At 38.1% G+C, this 17,167-nt stretch carries 16 protein-coding genes; 12 read left to right on the forward strand and 4 right to left on the reverse strand.

Translation table 11 applies throughout. The features are described 5' to 3' along the window. Position 1 precedes the first annotated feature (1 nt). Complete coding sequence (gene trpE, locus H153_RS0105725; RefSeq protein ID WP_022847184.1) at positions 2 to 1,498, reverse strand: anthranilate synthase component I; 1,497 nt, start codon at positions 1,496 to 1,498, stop codon at positions 2 to 4. Between the two features lie 127 nt (positions 1,499 to 1,625). Here trpE and H153_RS0105730 point away from each other — a divergent pair, with 127 nt between their 5' ends. From H153_RS0105730 to rpsT, 9 genes are all read left to right on the forward strand, one after another. After that, positions 1,626 to 2,189, forward strand: a complete 564-nt coding sequence (locus tag H153_RS0105730) for a TetR/AcrR family transcriptional regulator (protein ID WP_022847185.1) — start codon at positions 1,626 to 1,628, stop codon at positions 2,187 to 2,189. After that, positions 2,186 to 2,422, forward strand: coding sequence for a hypothetical protein (locus tag H153_RS0105735; protein ID WP_022847186.1), 237 nt, complete (start codon positions 2,186 to 2,188; stop codon positions 2,420 to 2,422). Before H153_RS0105730 ends, H153_RS0105735 begins: the two co-directional genes overlap by 4 nt. 93 nt (positions 2,423 to 2,515) lie before the next feature. Then, the gene (locus H153_RS0105740) at positions 2,516 to 3,109 is read left to right on the forward strand and encodes a CDP-alcohol phosphatidyltransferase family protein (RefSeq protein ID WP_022847187.1); all 594 of its coding nucleotides are present in this window, start codon (positions 2,516 to 2,518) and stop codon (positions 3,107 to 3,109) included. Beyond that, on the forward strand, positions 3,106 to 4,116 hold the full coding sequence (gene mltG / locus H153_RS0105745; RefSeq protein WP_022847188.1) for an endolytic transglycosylase MltG: 1,011 nt from the start codon (positions 3,106 to 3,108) through the stop codon (positions 4,114 to 4,116). Before H153_RS0105740 ends, mltG begins: the two co-directional genes overlap by 4 nt. Positions 4,117 to 4,130: 14 nt before the next feature. Next, entirely contained in the window at positions 4,131 to 5,285 is a 1,155-nt protein-coding gene (locus H153_RS0105750; protein WP_022847189.1) for an ATP cone domain-containing protein, read from the forward strand. Beyond that, on the forward strand, positions 5,282 to 5,659 hold the full coding sequence (crcB, locus tag H153_RS0105755) for a fluoride efflux transporter CrcB (protein ID WP_022847190.1): 378 nt from the start codon (positions 5,282 to 5,284) through the stop codon (positions 5,657 to 5,659). The genes H153_RS0105750 and crcB overlap by 4 nt, the downstream gene beginning before the upstream one ends. After that, positions 5,656 to 6,447 (forward strand): TlyA family RNA methyltransferase, encoded by a 792-nt coding sequence (locus tag H153_RS0105760; RefSeq protein ID WP_022847191.1) that lies wholly within the window; start codon positions 5,656 to 5,658, stop codon positions 6,445 to 6,447. Before crcB ends, H153_RS0105760 begins: the two co-directional genes overlap by 4 nt. Positions 6,448 to 6,545: 98 nt before the next feature. After that, entirely contained in the window at positions 6,546 to 8,663 is a 2,118-nt protein-coding gene (gene rnr / locus H153_RS0105765; RefSeq protein WP_022847192.1) for a ribonuclease R, read from the forward strand. Positions 8,664 to 8,731: 68 nt separating this feature from the next. Then, complete coding sequence (gene rpsT / locus H153_RS0105770) at positions 8,732 to 9,013, forward strand: 30S ribosomal protein S20 (protein ID WP_022847193.1); 282 nt, start codon at positions 8,732 to 8,734, stop codon at positions 9,011 to 9,013. Positions 9,014 to 9,034: 21 nt separating this feature from the next. Here the strand turns inward: rpsT and H153_RS0105775 are convergent, their stop codons facing one another. After that, complete coding sequence (locus tag H153_RS0105775) at positions 9,035 to 11,917, reverse strand: SPOR domain-containing protein (RefSeq protein ID WP_022847194.1); 2,883 nt, start codon at positions 11,915 to 11,917, stop codon at positions 9,035 to 9,037. Between the two features lie 154 nt (positions 11,918 to 12,071). Between H153_RS0105775 and H153_RS0105780 the strand changes: the two genes are divergently transcribed. Next, positions 12,072 to 13,124, forward strand: a complete 1,053-nt coding sequence (locus H153_RS0105780) for a L,D-transpeptidase family protein (protein ID WP_022847195.1) — start codon at positions 12,072 to 12,074, stop codon at positions 13,122 to 13,124. Beyond that, positions 13,094 to 14,197 (forward strand): M14/M99 family metallopeptidase, encoded by a 1,104-nt coding sequence (locus H153_RS0105785; RefSeq protein WP_022847196.1) that lies wholly within the window; start codon positions 13,094 to 13,096, stop codon positions 14,195 to 14,197. The genes H153_RS0105780 and H153_RS0105785 overlap by 31 nt, the downstream gene beginning before the upstream one ends. Here H153_RS0105785 and H153_RS0105790 read toward each other — a convergent pair. Then, positions 14,172 to 15,182, reverse strand: a complete 1,011-nt coding sequence (locus H153_RS0105790; RefSeq protein WP_022847197.1) for an SPOR domain-containing protein — start codon at positions 15,180 to 15,182, stop codon at positions 14,172 to 14,174. The genes H153_RS0105785 and H153_RS0105790 overlap by 26 nt on opposite strands. A gap of 219 nt (positions 15,183 to 15,401) precedes the next feature. Here H153_RS0105790 and H153_RS09450 point away from each other — a divergent pair, with 219 nt between their 5' ends. Further along, positions 15,402 to 16,172 (forward strand): helix-turn-helix domain-containing protein, encoded by a 771-nt coding sequence (locus H153_RS09450; RefSeq protein ID WP_022847198.1) that lies wholly within the window; start codon positions 15,402 to 15,404, stop codon positions 16,170 to 16,172. On the opposite strand, the gene H153_RS0105800 is transcribed toward H153_RS09450, so the two are convergent. Then, entirely contained in the window at positions 16,169 to 17,140 is a 972-nt protein-coding gene (locus H153_RS0105800) for a GDP-mannose 4,6-dehydratase (protein WP_022847199.1), read from the reverse strand. The genes H153_RS09450 and H153_RS0105800 overlap by 4 nt on opposite strands. Positions 17,141 to 17,167: the final 27 nt, after the last annotated feature.

The raw sequence follows: 17,167 nt of genomic DNA on the forward strand, positions 1-17,167 counted from the left end.
GTCAGTCATGAAATTTAAGTCCTTTTTCGGCGAACTCAACGGCTTTGAATACTGCTCTTGCCTTGTTCAGAGTTTCCTTCACCTCAAGTTCCGGTTTTGAGTCTGCGACAATTCCGGCACCTGCCTGAACGTAAACCTTGTCCTTTCTAACGATAGCAGTTCTTATTGCTATTGCGGTATCCATGTTTCCGTCAAAGGAGAAATACCCTACGGCTCCTGCGTAAACACCCCTTTTCGAAGGTTCCATCTCTTCAATGATTTCCATTGCACGAACCTTTGGTGCGCCTGATACTGTTCCTGCCGGAAAGCACGCTTTCAGGACGTCAAACGCATCAAAACCTTTTTTAAGCTTTCCCACGACATTTGAAACAATGTGCATAACGTGGGAGTATCTCTCTATGATCATAAGGTCTGTTACCTTTACGGTTCCATTTTCTGCTACTCTACCAACGTCGTTTCTTGCAAGATCAACTAACATAATGTGTTCCGCCTTTTCCTTTTCGTCGGATAAGAGCTCCCTTTCCATTGCAAGATCTTCTTCTTCTGTCTTTCCCCTGCGCCTTGTACCGGCTATCGGCCTTGTTTCAATTTTTCCGTCTGTCAATCTTACCAATACCTCTGGTGATGCACCTACGATTTGGAAATCGTTATAGTCAAGCAGATACATGTAAGGAGATGGGTTGATGAACCTTAAAGCCCTATAGAGGGTGATGGCATCGCTTTTAAAAGGTTTTTCAAACCGTCTTGATAAAACCACCTGTATGATGTCGCCGGCTCTTATGTACTCTTTTGCCCTTTCAACGGCTTTTACAAAGTCTGAGTCGGAGAAGTTCACCTTCCACTCTTCACTTGGAGCTATTGCTTTGTTAACAAGTTTTTCCGGGGTGTTTTCAGAGAGGTTGTTTTCTATCTCTTCGATGGATGATACAGCTTCTTCGTATATTTCCTCTATTGGAGAATAATCCCTTTCTATTATGTATCCTATTATTTTTATGGTTTTTGAAACGTTATCGAAAATTATTAAATTTCTTGGTATTGAAAAGACCATATCATACAGCATGGAGTCTTCTTTGTCTCTTTTAGAAAAACCTGCCACTCTTGGTTCAAAGAACTTAACGGTATCGTAACCTAAGTAACCAAAAAAACCACCCCACATTCTGGGTAAGTTTTCGTCTTTAAAAGGTCTGTACCTTCTAAACTCTTCTCTCAAGATTTCTAAAGGGTCGGTTTCTATCTCTATTACTTCTATTCTTCCATTACGGTTTATCTCAACAAACCGTTCCTTGCTCTTAACAGTTATCAAGTTTCCAATGCCTATGATGGAATATCTTCCCCACTTTTCCCCACCTTCTACACTTTCAAGCAGTATGCTGGCACCTATATTTTTGAGCTTTACAAAAGCAGATAATGGTGTTTCAAAATCTGCTACAATCTCTCTGTATACAGGTATAAGGTTGAAGCCTCTTGCTGCAATCTCTTTTACGTCTTCCAATTTCATCCGTTTTCTCCACAGATAGTTGTAAGATAGAATTATAACCCTTAAAGAACCTAAAATGTTGTTTTAACGGTTTATGTATAATTAAACTCTGAAATTCTAAACCTTTTTTCTTTCAGGGGTTGATGTAATGAAAGACGCTATTTTAAAGGCCGCTGATAAGGTTTTCTCTACTTTTGGCTATCATGAGGCAAAAGTTGCTATGATTGCCCACGAAGCAGGTGTAGCCGTTGGAACTATATACAGATTTTTCAGTGGTAAGGATGAACTTTACAGGGAAGTCGTCAGGATGAAACTTTTTGAAATGGAAAGGCGCATCGTTAATGCTATCTCGGATAAACCGCCTCTTGATGCTCTGAGAGCTTATATTCACGAAGCTTTTACCTTCTTCGAAGAGAACAAGGAGTTTTTTAAGTTTTTTCTTCGAGATGTCGGGACGTTTTCGGTCGCTGACCTTGAAAAGTTCGGTCTGTCGTCATGGTACGACAATTTTATAAACAAGCTTACAAAGATGATAGATAGGGGAAAGCAGGAAGGAATTTTTAAGGATTTTGACAGTAAAATCGTAATGCTTTTCTTGTCCGGTGCGGTTAAGAATCTTGTATATTCTGAAGCCAAAGGCAGAATAAGGCAAAATATAGATTCAATAGAGGAAACCATATTTAAGATAATTACGGAAGGAATTAAGAAATGAAAAGGAGAAATACCATTAAAAAACGATTTTTATTTGCGGCAATTGCTGCTGCTCTTTCGCCTTATGCCTTTGCAGGAAAAGGCTCTAAAAGTGGCTCCGGGAGCGGCAAAAGCATAATGATTCAAAATCATGGTGAGGAGCATAAAATCCGGCGGAGGACAAGGGCAGGCAACTGTACGGGAATAGTTAACGCGACAATGAACGAAACAATAATGAAAATCCATCATCAGTGAAAAGTTTTGGCCATGCCAGTTGGAATGGGATTTCCGCCTTTTTATTTATCCTTTAGCGTATAATACAGCTAACACTTTATCAGGGCGGTTGTCATGATAAGTTCCACTAACATTAAACTCAAAGTTCAGAAAATGCTAAAGCCTCTTGCAGAAGCTTTTGATACGGTTGGCGTTACGCCGAATATCCTGACTGTGATGGGTTTTTTTCTCTCTCTGATTAGTGCTCTTCTTATATACAGGAGAATGTTTGCCATTGCCGGCTTTGTTTTTCTTTTCGCCGGAGCATGTGATATGTTAGACGGCATTCTCGCACGGGTTAAAGGAAGAGTTACAAAAGCAGGTGCTTTTATGGATTCTTTCTTCGACAGGTACGCTGACTTCTTTCCCCTTGCAGCTTTTGTTATTCTTTCTATTGATAGACGGGATGTAACTATGGCCGTTTTAGGATTGCTCTCTATTGTTGGTTCCTTTGCTACCAGCTATGCCAAAGCGAAGGCAGAATCTTTAGGTATCGAGTGTAAAGTGGGATTAATAGAAAGGCCGGAAAGATTTTTTATTATTCTTTTTGCTCTGTTTACAGGGTTTATCAGTGAGATGCTTCTATTTCTTGCCATATTTTCAAACTTTACCGCCTTTCAGAGATTCTTCTACACAATTAAAGCCTTAAAGAGAGAGTCCCAAAATTGAAGAGATATTTGTTTATTGCAGTATGTTTAATTCTTGCTATTTTTATGCTTAAATCAATCCTATTTTTTGCATACAATAGAAAAATAAATACACGATTTTACGTTGACAGGGGAGAATCTACCAACGAGGTTATTGTTAAATTATCCCGAAGTGGCATTATAAAATCAGCATTTTTATCTAAATTTTATGCGAAATTTAAAAAGATTAAAGTTAAAGCTGGGGAATACTCTATAAATGGAATTTATTCAGATAAAGACATTTTAGACATTCTTTCAAAAGGTCAGGTCCACTATGCGAAGTTTGTCATACCTGAAGGTTATAATCTTTTTGATGTGGCAGCCGTCGTAGAGGCTTCTTTTCGTAACTGCAAAAAGGAAAGTTTTTTAAAACTTGCCTTCAATGCTACGTTTGTCCATTCTAAAGGTTTTAATTCCACATCTTTAGAAGGTTTTCTCTTTCCGGATACCTATCTTGTGAGTGATGACGCTTTCTGTAAAGATGTTATCGATGCAATGGTTGAAAATTTCAAGAGGAAGACGAATCCTCTGTTTAGAGATTACAAACCACCCCCCGTTGTTGAAAAGGCACTGGGTAGCGTTGACATAAAGAAACTAATAACGGTAGCTTCAATTGTTGAAAAGGAGACTTCCGTTAGGTCAGAAAAACCGATAATAGCAGGCATCATTTATAAAAGACTCATAAGAAAAATGCCTCTTCAGTGTGACCCGACAGTTATCTATGCTTACAGATTAAAAGGGATTTTAAAAAGGGAATTAAAAGGGAAGGATATAGAGAAGATAAAGTCACCCTACAATACCTATTTTAGAAAAGGTTTACCACCAACACCTATATGTAATCCAGGTATCGATTCTATAAAAGCTGCCATGTATCCTGCAAATACACCGTTCCTTTACTTTTTTGCAGTGGACGGGAAACATATATTTTCAAAAACATATAAGGAACATCTTGCGAAAATGAGAAAGTATTACAATAGACATGTAAGGTAGTTTCTGGAGGAGACTTGAAGAAAAAGAGGCGTTATGTAATAAGTGATACAGGTGAACGATATCCCTTTTCTCGGGGTGTTTTAGTCAAGTCTCTTATGAAACTGGGGCTTTCCATAGATGATTCCTACAAGGTTGCAGATAGAGTTGCTAAAACTTTTAAAGACGAGATAACACTTAAAGAACTTTCAAAGAGAGTTTATAAAGAGCTTAAGGAGTCCTATGGTAAAGAAATAGCAAAAAAGTACAAAAATTATCTTAAAAACAAAGAGATCTTAGTTGAAGAGGATAACTGCAGAGCCTCAGTACCATTTTCAAAAGGTATTCTTGCCAACTCAATAAGGAGTGCCGGCCTTGACACCGCTGAAGCTTTCCAGATAGCTAAAAGCGTTGAAAAGGTTTTAAGACTTTCCGGAAAGCAGAGTGTTAAGCGTAAAGAGATAAGATCTCTCGTTGAAAGAATTTTGACCGAGAGATACGGTAAAGAGGTGGCGGCAAGGTACCTTGTATGGAGGAAACTTAAAAATCTGAAAAAACCGATAATTATTCTGATTTCTGGTGCCACCGGCGTCGGAAAGTCAAAACTTGCCGCAGAGCTTACAACGATTTTTGACATCAACAGGATGGTTTCTACCGATTCTGTTAGAGAAGTTATGAGAAAGATGATTTCAAAAGATCTTGTTCCTTCTATTCACGTTTCAAGTTACGAGGCCGGTAAAGTCATTTACCGTTTCGGGGAAATGCCTAAAGAGGAAAAGATAATTTATGGTTATCTTGACCAGTCTGAGAAAGTATTGACAGGCGTTCAGGCTATTATTGATAGAGCCATAAAGGAAAATGTCAGTTTGATAGTTGAGGGCATTCACCTTATTCCCGGGGCTTTTAAAGAATCTAAAGAAATTGAGAAGGCCCATATTGTTCCAATACTTCTCACCACACTTGATGAAGATATTCACAAAAGCCGGTTTAAGACCCGGGAAAAGATTTCTCAGAGAACGAGTAAAAAGTATTTAAAAAATTTTAAATCCATAAGGCTCATTCAGGACTACCTCTATAAGCTTGCAAAAGAAGAAGGAATCCCTATAATAGACAACATAGACTTTGACCAGTCAAGGCAGAAGGCAATAGAGGTTATAACGGACAGACTACTCAAAGAGGTGGAAATATCATGATATTTCTCTACGTTGGAATTGGAGGATTTTTAGGGGCCATTTCAAGGTTTCTTATTGCTGGCTTTGTTCAGAAGCTTACCGGGAGCACATTTCCTTTCGGTACGCTTACAGTGAATGTTCTGGGGAGTTTTATCATCGGTATCCTTGCGATGCTGTTCAAAGATATCATTGCCCCTGAATGGAAGGGCCTTTTTATCACCGGTTTTTTAGGAGCTTTAACCACATTCTCATCATTCAGCTATGAAACGGTTGCTCTTATTCAGGATGGCCTTGTTCTTCAGGGCATTATGAATATTGCTCTGAATGTATTTCTCTGCTTAACGGCAACAGTTACCGGCATGTATCTTTACACGAAATTCTTGAGAATGGTATGAAGAAAGAGAGACTGGATAGGGTTCTTGTTGACAGAGGATTTGTAAAAAGCAGGGAAAGAGCACGTGCCCTTATAATGGCAGGCAAGGTTTTAGTCGATGGTAATATTGTTGACAAAGCGGGAACAAAGATTTCTGTTGACGCGAAGATAGAACTGAAAGGTAAAGATATTCCTTACGTTTCAAGGGGTGGATTAAAATTAGAAACTGCCCTAAAAGCCTTTAACATAAAACCTGAAAACTGGGTTTGTCTGGATGTTGGTGCATCAACTGGTGGATTTACAGACTGCCTTTTGAAGCACGGTGCAAAAAAGGTTTATGCTGTTGATGTAGGTAAGGGTCAGCTTGACTGGAAGTTGAGAAATGATGAAAGGGTTATTTCAATAGAACAGTTTAACGCGCGCTATTTAACAGACAAAGAGGTGCCTGAAAAGGTTGATCTGATAGTCATAGATGTTTCTTTTATCTCTTTAACTAAAATATTGCCTGTTGTTAAGCAGTTTTTGAAGGATGACGGGCGGATAGTTGCACTTATAAAGCCTCAGTTTGAACTATCCAAAAAAGAGGTGGACAGGGGAAGAGGCGTTATTAAGTCACCGCAACTTCACAGGAAAGCGATAGACAAGATAATTGCTTTTTCAAAGGAAGAAGGGCTTTATCCTGTTAATCTCGTTCTGTCTGAGCCGAGGGGTCCCAAGGGAAATAAGGAATTTTTAATTCTTTTAACCAGAAATCCTGAAGATGATTCTTTGACAGACGACCGGATTGAAGAAGAAATATTAAAGAGTTGAAATTTTATAAAAAAGTCACAAATTAAAGGCAAAAATTAAACTAAAAAAGGCGGGTTGTGATTTTAACTATTTCCGCCAAACAATTTTCAGGAGGAACAATGGAAAAAAGAATTTTCGAAGCTTTACATAAATTGAACAAACCCCTTAAAGCAAGAGAGATAGCAAAGTTTTTAGGCATACCGCCTGAAGAGAGAGAGGCTTTAAGAGAAAAGCTGAAAGAGATGGCTAAAAGCGGGAAGCTTGTAAAACTTAAAGGTGCAAAGTATGCCCTTCCGGAGAAGTTAAACCTAATTGTAGGTAAATTATGTGCTTATAAGGAAGGTTTTGGTTTTGTTGATCCGCTTGAAGGCGGCAAAGGCGTTTTTGTTCCAGGAAGAAACATGGCAGGGGCGATGAACGGAGATATTGTCGCTGTTCAAGTAGTAAAAGAAGGGAAAGATGGAAAGCGAGAAGGAAAAATTGTTTCTATCATTGACAGGGCTGTGAAAAAAGTTGTTGGAAGGGTTGAAAAGTATAAAAAACACTGCTTCGTTGTTCCTGAGGACAAAAGGATACGGTACGACGTTATTCTCACATCTGAAGATTTCAAAAACGTTGAAGACGGAGATTACGTTGTTGCAGAGATAATTTCTTATCCTTCAGAGACGAGAGGTCCTGTTGGTAGGGTTGTTGAAAATCTTGGTAAAAGCGGTCCAAAACTTGATATAGAACTGATTATCAGAAAGTATGATCTTCCCGTTGAATTTCCGCAGGAGGTTTTGGAAGAGGCGGAAAAGATACCTCAAGAGGTTTCAATATCTGATATTAAAGGGAGGGTTGATTTAAGAGAGCAACTGACATTTACAATAGATGGAGAAACTGCCAGAGATTTTGACGACGCGGTTGCCATAGAAAAATTACCAAACGGTAATTACAGGCTTTTTGTTCACATTGCAGATGTTTCCCACTACGTTAAGCCGGGAAGTGCCCTTGATAAAGAGGCTTACAACAGAGGGACGAGTGTCTATTTTCCTGATAGATGTATTCCTATGCTTCCCGAAAGACTTTCAAACGGTATCTGTTCCTTAAATCCTGATGTTGACAGATTGACCTTCACCTGTGAGATGGAGATAAACAGGCACGGCATAGTTGTTGATTACAAGATTTACGAAAGTGTTATTCACAGCAAAGCAAGACTTACTTACAATATAGCTCAGAAGATAATAGACGGTGATGAGGAAGCTAAACGTGATTTTCCCCATGTAGTTGAGTCTCTTAACCACATGTACCGGTTAGCACAGATTCTTCACAGAAAAAGGTACAAGAGGGGGAGTATTGACTTTGATCTTCCGGAGCCTGTAGTTGTTCTCAATGCGGAAGGGGAACCAATAGACATATACAAAGCGGAAAGACTTTGGTCTCACAGGCTGATAGAGGAATTTATGATTATTGCCAACGAGACTGTTGCAGAGTTTATGTTCTGGGCTGACTATCCGTCTGTTTACAGGATTCATGAATCGCCGGACAGGGAAAAACTTGCAGAGTTTCTGAACTTTGTTAAATCCCTTGGCATAAAAGTTCCAAATATAAAAAACGATGTTCAACCCAAACTTCTTCAAAAGATTCTTGAACAGGTTGCAGGAAAACCGGAGGAAAAACTTGTTAATTATCTCATGCTAAGGACAATGGCAAGGGCAAAGTATTCCCCTGATAACATAGGGCATTTTGGACTTGCTTCAACCTGCTATACGCATTTTACATCGCCTATAAGGCGTTATGCTGACCTTCAACTTCATCGTTTGATTAAAATGGCTTTGAAGGGCGAATTTAATAGTGACAACATATCTTTTTGGGAAGAAAAGCTTGAGAGGATATGTAAACACATTACGGAAAGATCCATTAACGCCGATGAAGCCGAAAGGGATGTTGTTCAACTTAAACAACTTCAGTATGCAGTAAACCACGTAGGCGAAGTGTTCGAAAGTATAGTTACAGGTGTTTCTGAACAGGGGCTTTTTATAGAAACCGTGGAGGAGCTGATTCCGGGTTTTGTTCATGTTTCTTCCCTTAAAAACGACTACTATATCTGTATTCCAAAGCAGTACTGCCTTTTAGGAGAAAGGACGAAAACTCTCTTTAGAATAGGTGACAGGGTATTAGCCAAACTTATTGGCGTGGATGTTGAAAACAGAAAGGCAGAGTTTGAGATTGTTAAGAAACTTCAACCGTCACGGTAAACTTGAAAAGTTTTGCCTTTTGCTATAAACTTTGACACTGCAAAATAGAAAGAAAGGAGGTGTTTTTAATGCCAAATATAAAATCTGCAAAGAAGCGTCTTCGCCAGAGTATTAAGAGACGTGAAAGAAATAGAATGTACGTGAAAAGGCTTAAGACAGAATCCAAGAAAGTTCTCAAGGCAGTTGAAGAAAAGAATCTTGAGCTTGCTAAAGAACAACTTAGAATCGCTATGAAGTATATTGAAAGAGCGGCTGCGAGAGGCGTTATTCACAAGAACGAAGCTGCAAGAAGAATGTCAAAAATTGCCAAATCAGTTGCCGAGCTTGAAAAAGAACTTGCGCAGGGCTAATCGGCCCTGTGCCTTATTTATCTACCATCTGGCGTTAACTGTAATTCCCGCTGAAAGTACATCACCTGTAGGTGTGTAACTCAGATATCCATTTGCCGTAAAGTATTCGCTTATTTGCCAGAAAGCGTTACCGGTATAAGCTCGCCTGTCATTACTTGATGCCACTTTGAAACTGTATTTTATATCACCACCTTTAGGAACCACAGAAAGGCTCAAGTTAGTGGTAGAGGTATTTTCACCGTCCTCTCTTCGAATATAACCCTGGGATACACTTATCTTCAGTATTTCAGATGGCGTCCAGGTAGCTGCTATAGAATAAACATCCGTTGTAGTTGTTGAAATATTATGCTGGATAGAACCTGCAACATTTAAACTCGGGAAAAGTTTTGCGTTAATGTTAAGCTTCGTCATATAACTTGTAGCGCTGATTTTAGTTATTTCATTCGTTGTTTTAACAATATCGTTTGAAAGTCCTGCATTCAGTCCAGTGAATAATTTTGCATTTAACCCTGAACTTACAATGAATGATGAAGAGGTTTTATCGTAGTTTATAAAGTTTTCTATGTATCCTGTTCCGGCCCGGAGCGAGAGTGTTCTCAGCGGTTGAGCTTTTATTTCTATGTTCGCTCTTTGAGAACTCCGCGTGTCCTGATCCTTTATAAAATAATCCGTTCTTCCAGCCCCTGCCCCTATCTGTATGTACCTATATCGCCACAGGCCGGATAGTGTATGAGAAAGCTTACTGCTCAATTCTTCACCAGCCCTACTTGTTCTTTCGTAATGAAAAGAATAACCTAATTTTAAAGGAAGCTTTATCCTGAGGCCTACTTTAGTGGTGTCGCCGTGGGTTGACAAGTCATTAATTACCGTAGTTGCGTTTACTGCTCGCTCGTAGGCCTCAACTTCCGTCACATATCCGGTATTGACAACGGAAGTGGCGGTCAAAACAAGCTTTATGTAGTTGTCCTCTATTCTCTGAGGGAGAACAAAGTTTAATGTTTGCGTCTGATTATCGTATGAGAATGGAATATCTGAAGCTACTATGTTCCATACATTACCGTCACTGCTTGTATAAAGATCCCAGTGTAGTGTTGATATATCTGTAGCGGTTAGATTTCCACCGATGTAAAGAGTTATGAGATCGACCGGTTGATAATTTGCATTTATTGCTATGTTTTCATAAACCGTTTGAAGATTTATACCAGCATCTGTACTGTAATCGTTATCTGTTAGTAATGCATTTGGTGTCAGCGTTCCTATTGCCGGTGAAGTATCAACACCGCTTAATCCTGAAATGGAAGTTACTTTTTGGTAGAAAAATCCGTTAACACTCTTTAGTGAATATCGACTGTTAGAATAGTAGATGCTTTCTGTAGCAGAGAAGAAAACGCGACCATTGAGAAAAGATTTTTTTGCCGAGATATTAATATTGTGGTTGGTTGTTTCGGTAAATACTTGCCTTATGTGATCTTCTGTCCTTGAATGACTGTAAGAGTAACCTATCGTAAATTTTCTTTTGTAGCTGTAGCCTGTTGACAGTCTCCTTGTATATGTATCTGCATCTGTAGAGTCGGAGTACGCTGAATTCCTTGATACTGCGGCTGTAATGTAGGGATATTTTGGCTCCCACATTGAGGAGAATAGGAGCTCGTAGTTTGTATTTTTTCCATCATATCCAGATGATGTTTTTGATTCCACCAAGTTTACCGAAGAGGAAAGATGAAAAATATCATTTATTAACCGTCCATTTATTCCTGGCCGAAATGTTGACTGCCACGCGCCGGTGTCCAAGTGGTATTTAGAATATCCTACAGAAACAAGGTACTTTATGCCATCAGTTATTTCGCCAGGCGTGTTTAAGTTGTAATTTTCATTGAAAGAACTACCTTTTTCACTGTCTTTGTAAGAAGTGTTGTACTGCCATTGGGCAAAAATATTAAGAGTCCTGTCTATTAAAGGAAAAAGTGTGGAAAACTCTTTTTTTCCTGTTATATAAGGTTCCTTTTCCGGAACAGTTACTTCTCCAGAAAGTTTTGTTCTTATTACCTTAAGCTTGTTTGCCTTTATGAGCTTCGTAGATTCCATTACTATTTGTTTAAGTTCCTTTTGCATTTTAAAACTATTAATTGTTGAATTTTCTTTTTCAGGGGCAAGTGGATTATTTATCTCTTTTAATTTGATTTTCTCAACTTTCTCTTTAACTTCCGGTGGTACTGCCTGAATTACAACTTCTGCCTTACTTCCTGGAACAACTGGAGCTTTTATGACCGGAACGGACGAAGGAACTAATTCTTTCTTTGCTTCCTTTAGCTTTTCCTGTTGTCTCTCAAGTCCAAGTTTGGTTGGAGAGGTGGGCACTATGCATGTTTTAATTGGTAAGAAAGTTAACTTTGCTTGCAGTCTTTTTGCCTCTTCCCGGGTTCTGGCAAGAAATACTCTTACAGTGTAGTATCCTGCATCTGTTTTATACAGGAAGGCCTCTTTTTTTATCTTTACTGGAAGCCGATCGAGAAGTTTTTGGGCTGTTTTTTTGTTATTAGTGGTTATTAACTGAACAGAATATAGAAAATTATCAGGGGTTTTTACCAATTTTACAGGTAAACCGCTGGCTTTTAAAATAGATTTGTATCTATAAAGGACAGATGGCGATGTTACAAGAAAAACTCTTATACTATATTTCTTTCCTTCCTGATATATGTATGCGCTTTTTCTTAAATTTTCTGGTAGAGAGAGAATAAATTCAAAAGCCTTTCTCTTATCTTTAAATATTGCAACTTCAAATGAGTATAAATAACCCTTCATTTCAATATCTTTGTAAGTTAACGGCGGTACAGCGTAGGCGGCATTTCCTATCCCCAGTCCCAAGAAAAAAGCTACCAGTATAACTTTCCCTGTTCTCTTCATTTTCAACCTTTGTGCGGTTAAAATCACAGAGATTTTATACCTTACTGGAGGGTTTTTGTCAACATATGAACAAATTTATTGTAGTGTGAGTATATGCAGATTCTTTTTGTTACAATTGTAATCGCAACCTGTAAATTAACAGCAAGGAGGAAGTGTGAGGAAGTTAATTATTGCCTTTTTCACTTTAATTTTCTCTTTTTCTCTCTGCTTTGGAAGTACCTTTGATAATATGATAGAAGCATTGAAAAAAGGAGAAATTGAAAAGGCTTACTACTATCAGAAAAGATTGCCAGAAAGCGAAAAGAAACTTTTAGAAATTCTTATTCTCTTGCATCAAAATCGATTGTTGGATGCGGAATTTCTTTCAGGGAAATATGTCCCTTGTAACGTGCTATACCTTCCGGCGGGAACATATGCACTTGTGGTAGATAAAGTAAATGAAATTTTATACGTTTTAAAAGAGCAGGAAGGTATTCCTGTAATAGTGACAAGATTTAACTGCATAACCGGTAAAAAACCAGGTGATAAATTAAAAGAAGGAGACCAAAGAACACCGGAAGGGATTTACATTCCTCTTTATTGGCGGACGCACCTTCCAAAAATCTACGGACCCGGAGCTTATGTTCTTAACTACCCAAACCTTATAGACAGAAAAATCCTTCACAGGGGCGGTCACGGGATATGGATTCACGGTATGGATACACCGTCCCGTCCACCTCACAGCACGAACGGCTGTATCGTTCTTGAAAACAAAAATTTAAGGAAACTTAGAAAATATATAAAGCCGAAAGAGACACCGGTAATAATAGTTGATGAGCTGTGCAAAGAACCTTTAAAAACGTTTATTTCAGAAAGAAACTCTCTTGTAGACTTTGTCTATAAATGGAAAACAGCCTGGGAAAATTCGCCTAAAAATTTGCAAAAGTATTTTTCCTTCTACTCCCGTCATTTCGTCACGGATAAATACAACTTTAATGAGTGGAAAAAGTACAAAGAAAAAGTTACATCCCATAAAAAATGGGTTAAAATAAAGGTGTCAAACCTCACAATTAGTAGAGACGGTAGATTATTGAGTTTTGGCCGCCTATATTTAATATCGTTTGATATGAAATATAGGTCAAACAACTATAATTGGCAGGGACATAAGTTGCTCTATGTAACAAAAGAAGGTGACAAATGGAAAATACTGGGAGAAGAGAGTTTTTAAAAACTACGTTTGTAAAAATATTGGGGTTCTCCACTATCTCATTTCCCGCCAGGGCAGCGGCTTCTTCTAACAGGAAAGACCGTCTTCACTTTGTGTTTCCGGACAAACCTATGGAGATTTCCTGCAAATCTGGTGTTAGAAAGGGCGGCAGGATAGTTGTAATAGGTGGTATTCACGGCAATGAGCCCGGTGCCTACAAAGCTGCCGATATGCTCATGGACGTAGAAGTTGAAAAAGGTGAATTAATCATTCTGCCCCGAAGCAACTTTACGTCCATACTTGCGTTTAAGCGGGGATACAATGGCGATATGAATAGGAAGTTTGCACACCTTTCACAGAACGACCCTGATTATCCTAACGTTAAGAAAATAAAAGAAATTATCAGAGAATATAAACCCGACGTAGTCCTTTCACTTCACGACGGCTTCGGTTTCCATTCCGTCAATAAAAACGCGTGGGGGCAGTGCATCGTTATAGATGAGAAGATTTATAAAAGCTTCAATCTATATTCTGTCGCCTCTAAAGTTTCTTCTTATGTTAACAGTTTTATCAGCAGAAAAGAGTGGAAAATTCCAGTCTATTCGACCAGAACTTTCAGTCCGGATACGAAGCATAAGGAGCAGAGAAAGTCTCTCACCTACTTCTGCCTGTCAAAGTGTGATACGCCTGCCTTTTGTCTTGAGGTTTCAAAACAGCTTCCCTCTTTAAAGGAAAAAGTTAGATTTCACCTTTTAATGATTAAAAGATTTTTCGATATTTATGGTGTAGAAATAAAACCATCATTTGAGCAAATTTACGCAGACTTTCTGAGGGAAAAAGAAACTGAAAAAGGGTGTATAGCTGTTAAGCTAAACATTAACGGAAGGAATCTTCTTGTTTCTAATTCTAAAACCTTTAAAATTCCGGCTGGCTCAGAAATTTCTTTTGCATCTTTTATCGGTGGCAGAGGAACATTTGGCGTACCAAGAGGAGTTAATCTAAACTGGAAAGCATTTTACATAAAGAATGGCCTTTCTGTTGACGTAAAAAACGATTTTGAAAGGATTTTTAGCCTGCATTTTCTAAGAGCTTAGAGGTTTTTTTCCTGAATTCTTCTGCCTTTTTGAGATAGTTTTCTGCTGCTTCCGGTCTTGCGTTTTTTCTTAAAATTTCTGCAAGTTTCTCACAGGCAGTGGCAGCTTCTGAAAATATACCCAATTGAGATAGTACCTCTATGTATATTTTCCACACTAAAATGTCATCGGGATGTTTAAGTAAATAACGAGGTGTTTCTCTAAGAATAAAGTTAAAGTCCTGATCTTGAAGTTTCATCAGTATAAGAGACCGAAAATCACCTATTTTTCTATAATGATATTCCAGGATTTTTTTGGATGTTTTTAGAGGTATGCATTTAAGAGCGTTAACATATACATTCTGAAATTTGTCTCCAATACAACACAGGGTTTCCTCTACATTATATTTTCTTAATAGCATTACGGCCACAGCAGCGGCGCTTATTCCGGATACTGCCATTACCACGTAGAGTAAATACTTTTTAAACATAGAACTGTTTATGATTTCCTTTCTAACAGATTTAGTGGGCTTAAGCTCCTTTTTAACTTTAACCGAATTTCCTTCTCTGGAAACTGATGATCTTTGATTGTATTGCTGCTTTTTATTTGATATTTCTGGTTTATTTATATTTGGTTGCTCTCTCTTTTTTTCAGGTGGAAAAAAACCCTTTTCTATCGTTCTTTCAGGGTCATAATAATTTAAAGTTATATAAGCAGTGGGAGATATCTTTTTTATCTCCGGATGCTTTTTAAGGTAATTTCTCGCTTCCTGCTTCGTTTTAAAAAATCCCACCCTAACCTTGTATCTGGTTTTTACCTTATCGATTCTTGAGTATTCTAATTTTTCTATCTTCTTAAAGACAATCTCGGCTTCTCTTTTATCTTTTGTGTTTACTAACTGTATTGTATACACGGGCGTTTCTTTTGCGTATACATCATTTAAAAAACTAACAAAGAAAATAAGTGATAAAGTGGCTATCAAAAAAATCTTAAAGATTTTTTTCATCAAATTACCTCTCTTTTAAAGAGAATATACCCGCCTAAATTTTTAACATCGTCTAATTATATATAAACTTCATCCGTCTTTCCACTACCCGACTTCAGATATAAATTTAGATTTTAGATGGATTTAACTTAGTGAGAAGGATAATCTCGCTTTTGATAGTTCCACAACGGCGATATTTTTTTATAATTTACATATATGCTTTTCGTCAGGAGTCCAGAAATGTCAAAAGTATCCATAGATGAAACCTTTGTTAAGCTTTTAAGTCATTACGGTCTGACATCTTATGAGGCAAAAGCCTACTATGCACTTCTTGTTCTTGGAGAATCGACTGCTACAAACATCGCAAAGCTGGCCGGAATTCCACAACAGAGAGTTTACGATGCTCTTGCCTCTTTAGAAAGAAAGGGATTTATACATACCCGACATACAAATCCTAAAAAATTCCTGCCTTTTAATCCTAAAGAGGCTCTTGAAAATAGAATTAAGCAGTTAAGACTTGAATTTGAGGTTAAAGAACGGGAATTAAAAAAATTGATTCCTGTAATAGAAGAGAAAGTGCCGGAGTTCAGGGAGAAGAAATACATACGTTCTCAGGTTAGAATTTTAGAAGGAAATGAATCCATCGTTTCAAAAGTTATAGAAATGCTTTCTTCTGCCAGAGAGGTTGTGAAGGTTAGTGGTATTAAGCCGCTCTACGTTCTTGGTTGCAAGGGTAGCCTTGGAAAGTATATAAAGCCGGGCGTAAAAATATTTGCCATGGGAAAGTTTGATAAGGAATGTACAGAGGAGATTAAAAAGTTTAACGGTGAGATAAAGAATGTTGATGTATCCTTCAGGTATCAGCTCATCGTTGATAACAAAAAACTTTTAATGGTTTATGTAGATAACGACAACATGCCTTACGGCTTTTATACGGAAAATCCGCTTCTCATAGAACCTTATATTTTCTACTTTGACAAAGCCTGGGAAAGCGGCAGTGAGAACTGTTAAACCTTAACCTCTTTAAGCCATTTGGCGTTCTCTTTGTGCCACTTTACAGTTCTTCTTATCCCTTCTTCCAGAGAAACTTTTGGTTGCCACTTTAAGAGTTTTCTTGCCTTTTCTATGTTTGCCCATGTGGCTTTCATGTCTGCCCTGTGAAATTCCTTATAAACCTTTTTGGCCGTCTTCCCGGTAAATTTTTCTATCAGCCCTATCATGTAATTTAGTTTGTAAGGCTTGTTGCCACCTAAATTGATTATCTCATAACCCGTTTCTGTTTCTAACGCTTTTATTGTTCCTTCCGCTATATCATCTACATAGGTGAAATCCCTTTCCTGGGTTCCGTCTCCGAATATAGTTATAGGTGTTCCTTCTTCTATCCACTTTATAAATCTGAACACACTCATATCAGGTCTTCCGGCGGGTCCATAGACGGTGAAGTATCTCAAAACTGTAACGTCTATTTTGTAAAGGTGATGGTACGTGTATGCCATGGCTTCCGCACCTTTCTTGCTTGCGGCATAGGGGGATATAGGGGTGTTAACCGGAAGGTCTTCTGTAAAAGGCATCTTTTGTCCTGCGTATAAAGAGGAGGTTGATGCTAAAACGAACTTTTTTACACCGTATCTGTGCATAAGTTCAAGAAGGTTTGTTGTTCCTAAAGTGTTTGTTGTTACGTAGATAAACGGATCGACAATACTGTATCTGACACCTGCCCTTGCTGCAAGGTTGATAACACCGTCAAAAGAATGGTCTTTGAAAAGGATTTCGAGGGCTTCAAGGTTTTCTATGTCTAACTTATAGAACTTAAAGTTGGAGTATCTTTCAAGTTGTTTCAGTCTGTACTCTTTTACCTTTACATCGTAGTAATCGTTCATGTTGTCAATGCCGACAACTTCATATCCTCTCTCTACGAGCATTTGAGCGGTTTTAAATCCTATGAATCCAGCCACACCTGTTAGAAGAACTTTATTCATTGCAGACTCCCTTATATAAGCTAAATA

Origin of the sequence: Desulfurobacterium sp. TC5-1, from assembly GCF_000421485.1 — a bacterium.
In the GTDB taxonomy this organism is placed as follows: Bacteria; Aquificota; Aquificia; order Desulfurobacteriales; family Desulfurobacteriaceae; genus Desulfurobacterium_A.

Coding starts and splice junctions, on each gene's coding strand:
- trpE (WP_022847184.1), bottom strand. CDS start 1,498: ATGAAATTGGAAGACGTAAAAGAGATTGCAGCAAGAGGCTTCAACCTT.
- H153_RS0105730 (WP_022847185.1), top strand. CDS start 1,626: ATGAAAGACGCTATTTTAAAGGCCGCTGATAAGGTTTTCTCTACTTTT.
- H153_RS0105735 (WP_022847186.1), top strand. CDS start 2,186: ATGAAAAGGAGAAATACCATTAAAAAACGATTTTTATTTGCGGCAATT.
- H153_RS0105740 (WP_022847187.1), top strand. CDS start 2,516: ATGATAAGTTCCACTAACATTAAACTCAAAGTTCAGAAAATGCTAAAG.
- crcB (WP_022847190.1), top strand. CDS start 5,282: ATGATATTTCTCTACGTTGGAATTGGAGGATTTTTAGGGGCCATTTCA.
- H153_RS0105760 (WP_022847191.1), top strand. CDS start 5,656: ATGAAGAAAGAGAGACTGGATAGGGTTCTTGTTGACAGAGGATTTGTA.
- rnr (WP_022847192.1), top strand. CDS start 6,546: ATGGAAAAAAGAATTTTCGAAGCTTTACATAAATTGAACAAACCCCTT.
- rpsT (WP_022847193.1), top strand. CDS start 8,732: ATGCCAAATATAAAATCTGCAAAGAAGCGTCTTCGCCAGAGTATTAAG.
- H153_RS0105775 (WP_022847194.1), bottom strand. CDS start 11,917: ATGAAGAGAACAGGGAAAGTTATACTGGTAGCTTTTTTCTTGGGACTG.
- H153_RS0105785 (WP_022847196.1), top strand. CDS start 13,094: ATGGAAAATACTGGGAGAAGAGAGTTTTTAAAAACTACGTTTGTAAAA.
- H153_RS0105790 (WP_022847197.1), bottom strand. CDS start 15,182: ATGAAAAAAATCTTTAAGATTTTTTTGATAGCCACTTTATCACTTATT.
- H153_RS09450 (WP_022847198.1), top strand. CDS start 15,402: ATGTCAAAAGTATCCATAGATGAAACCTTTGTTAAGCTTTTAAGTCAT.
- H153_RS0105800 (WP_022847199.1), bottom strand. CDS start 17,140: ATGAATAAAGTTCTTCTAACAGGTGTGGCTGGATTCATAGGATTTAAA.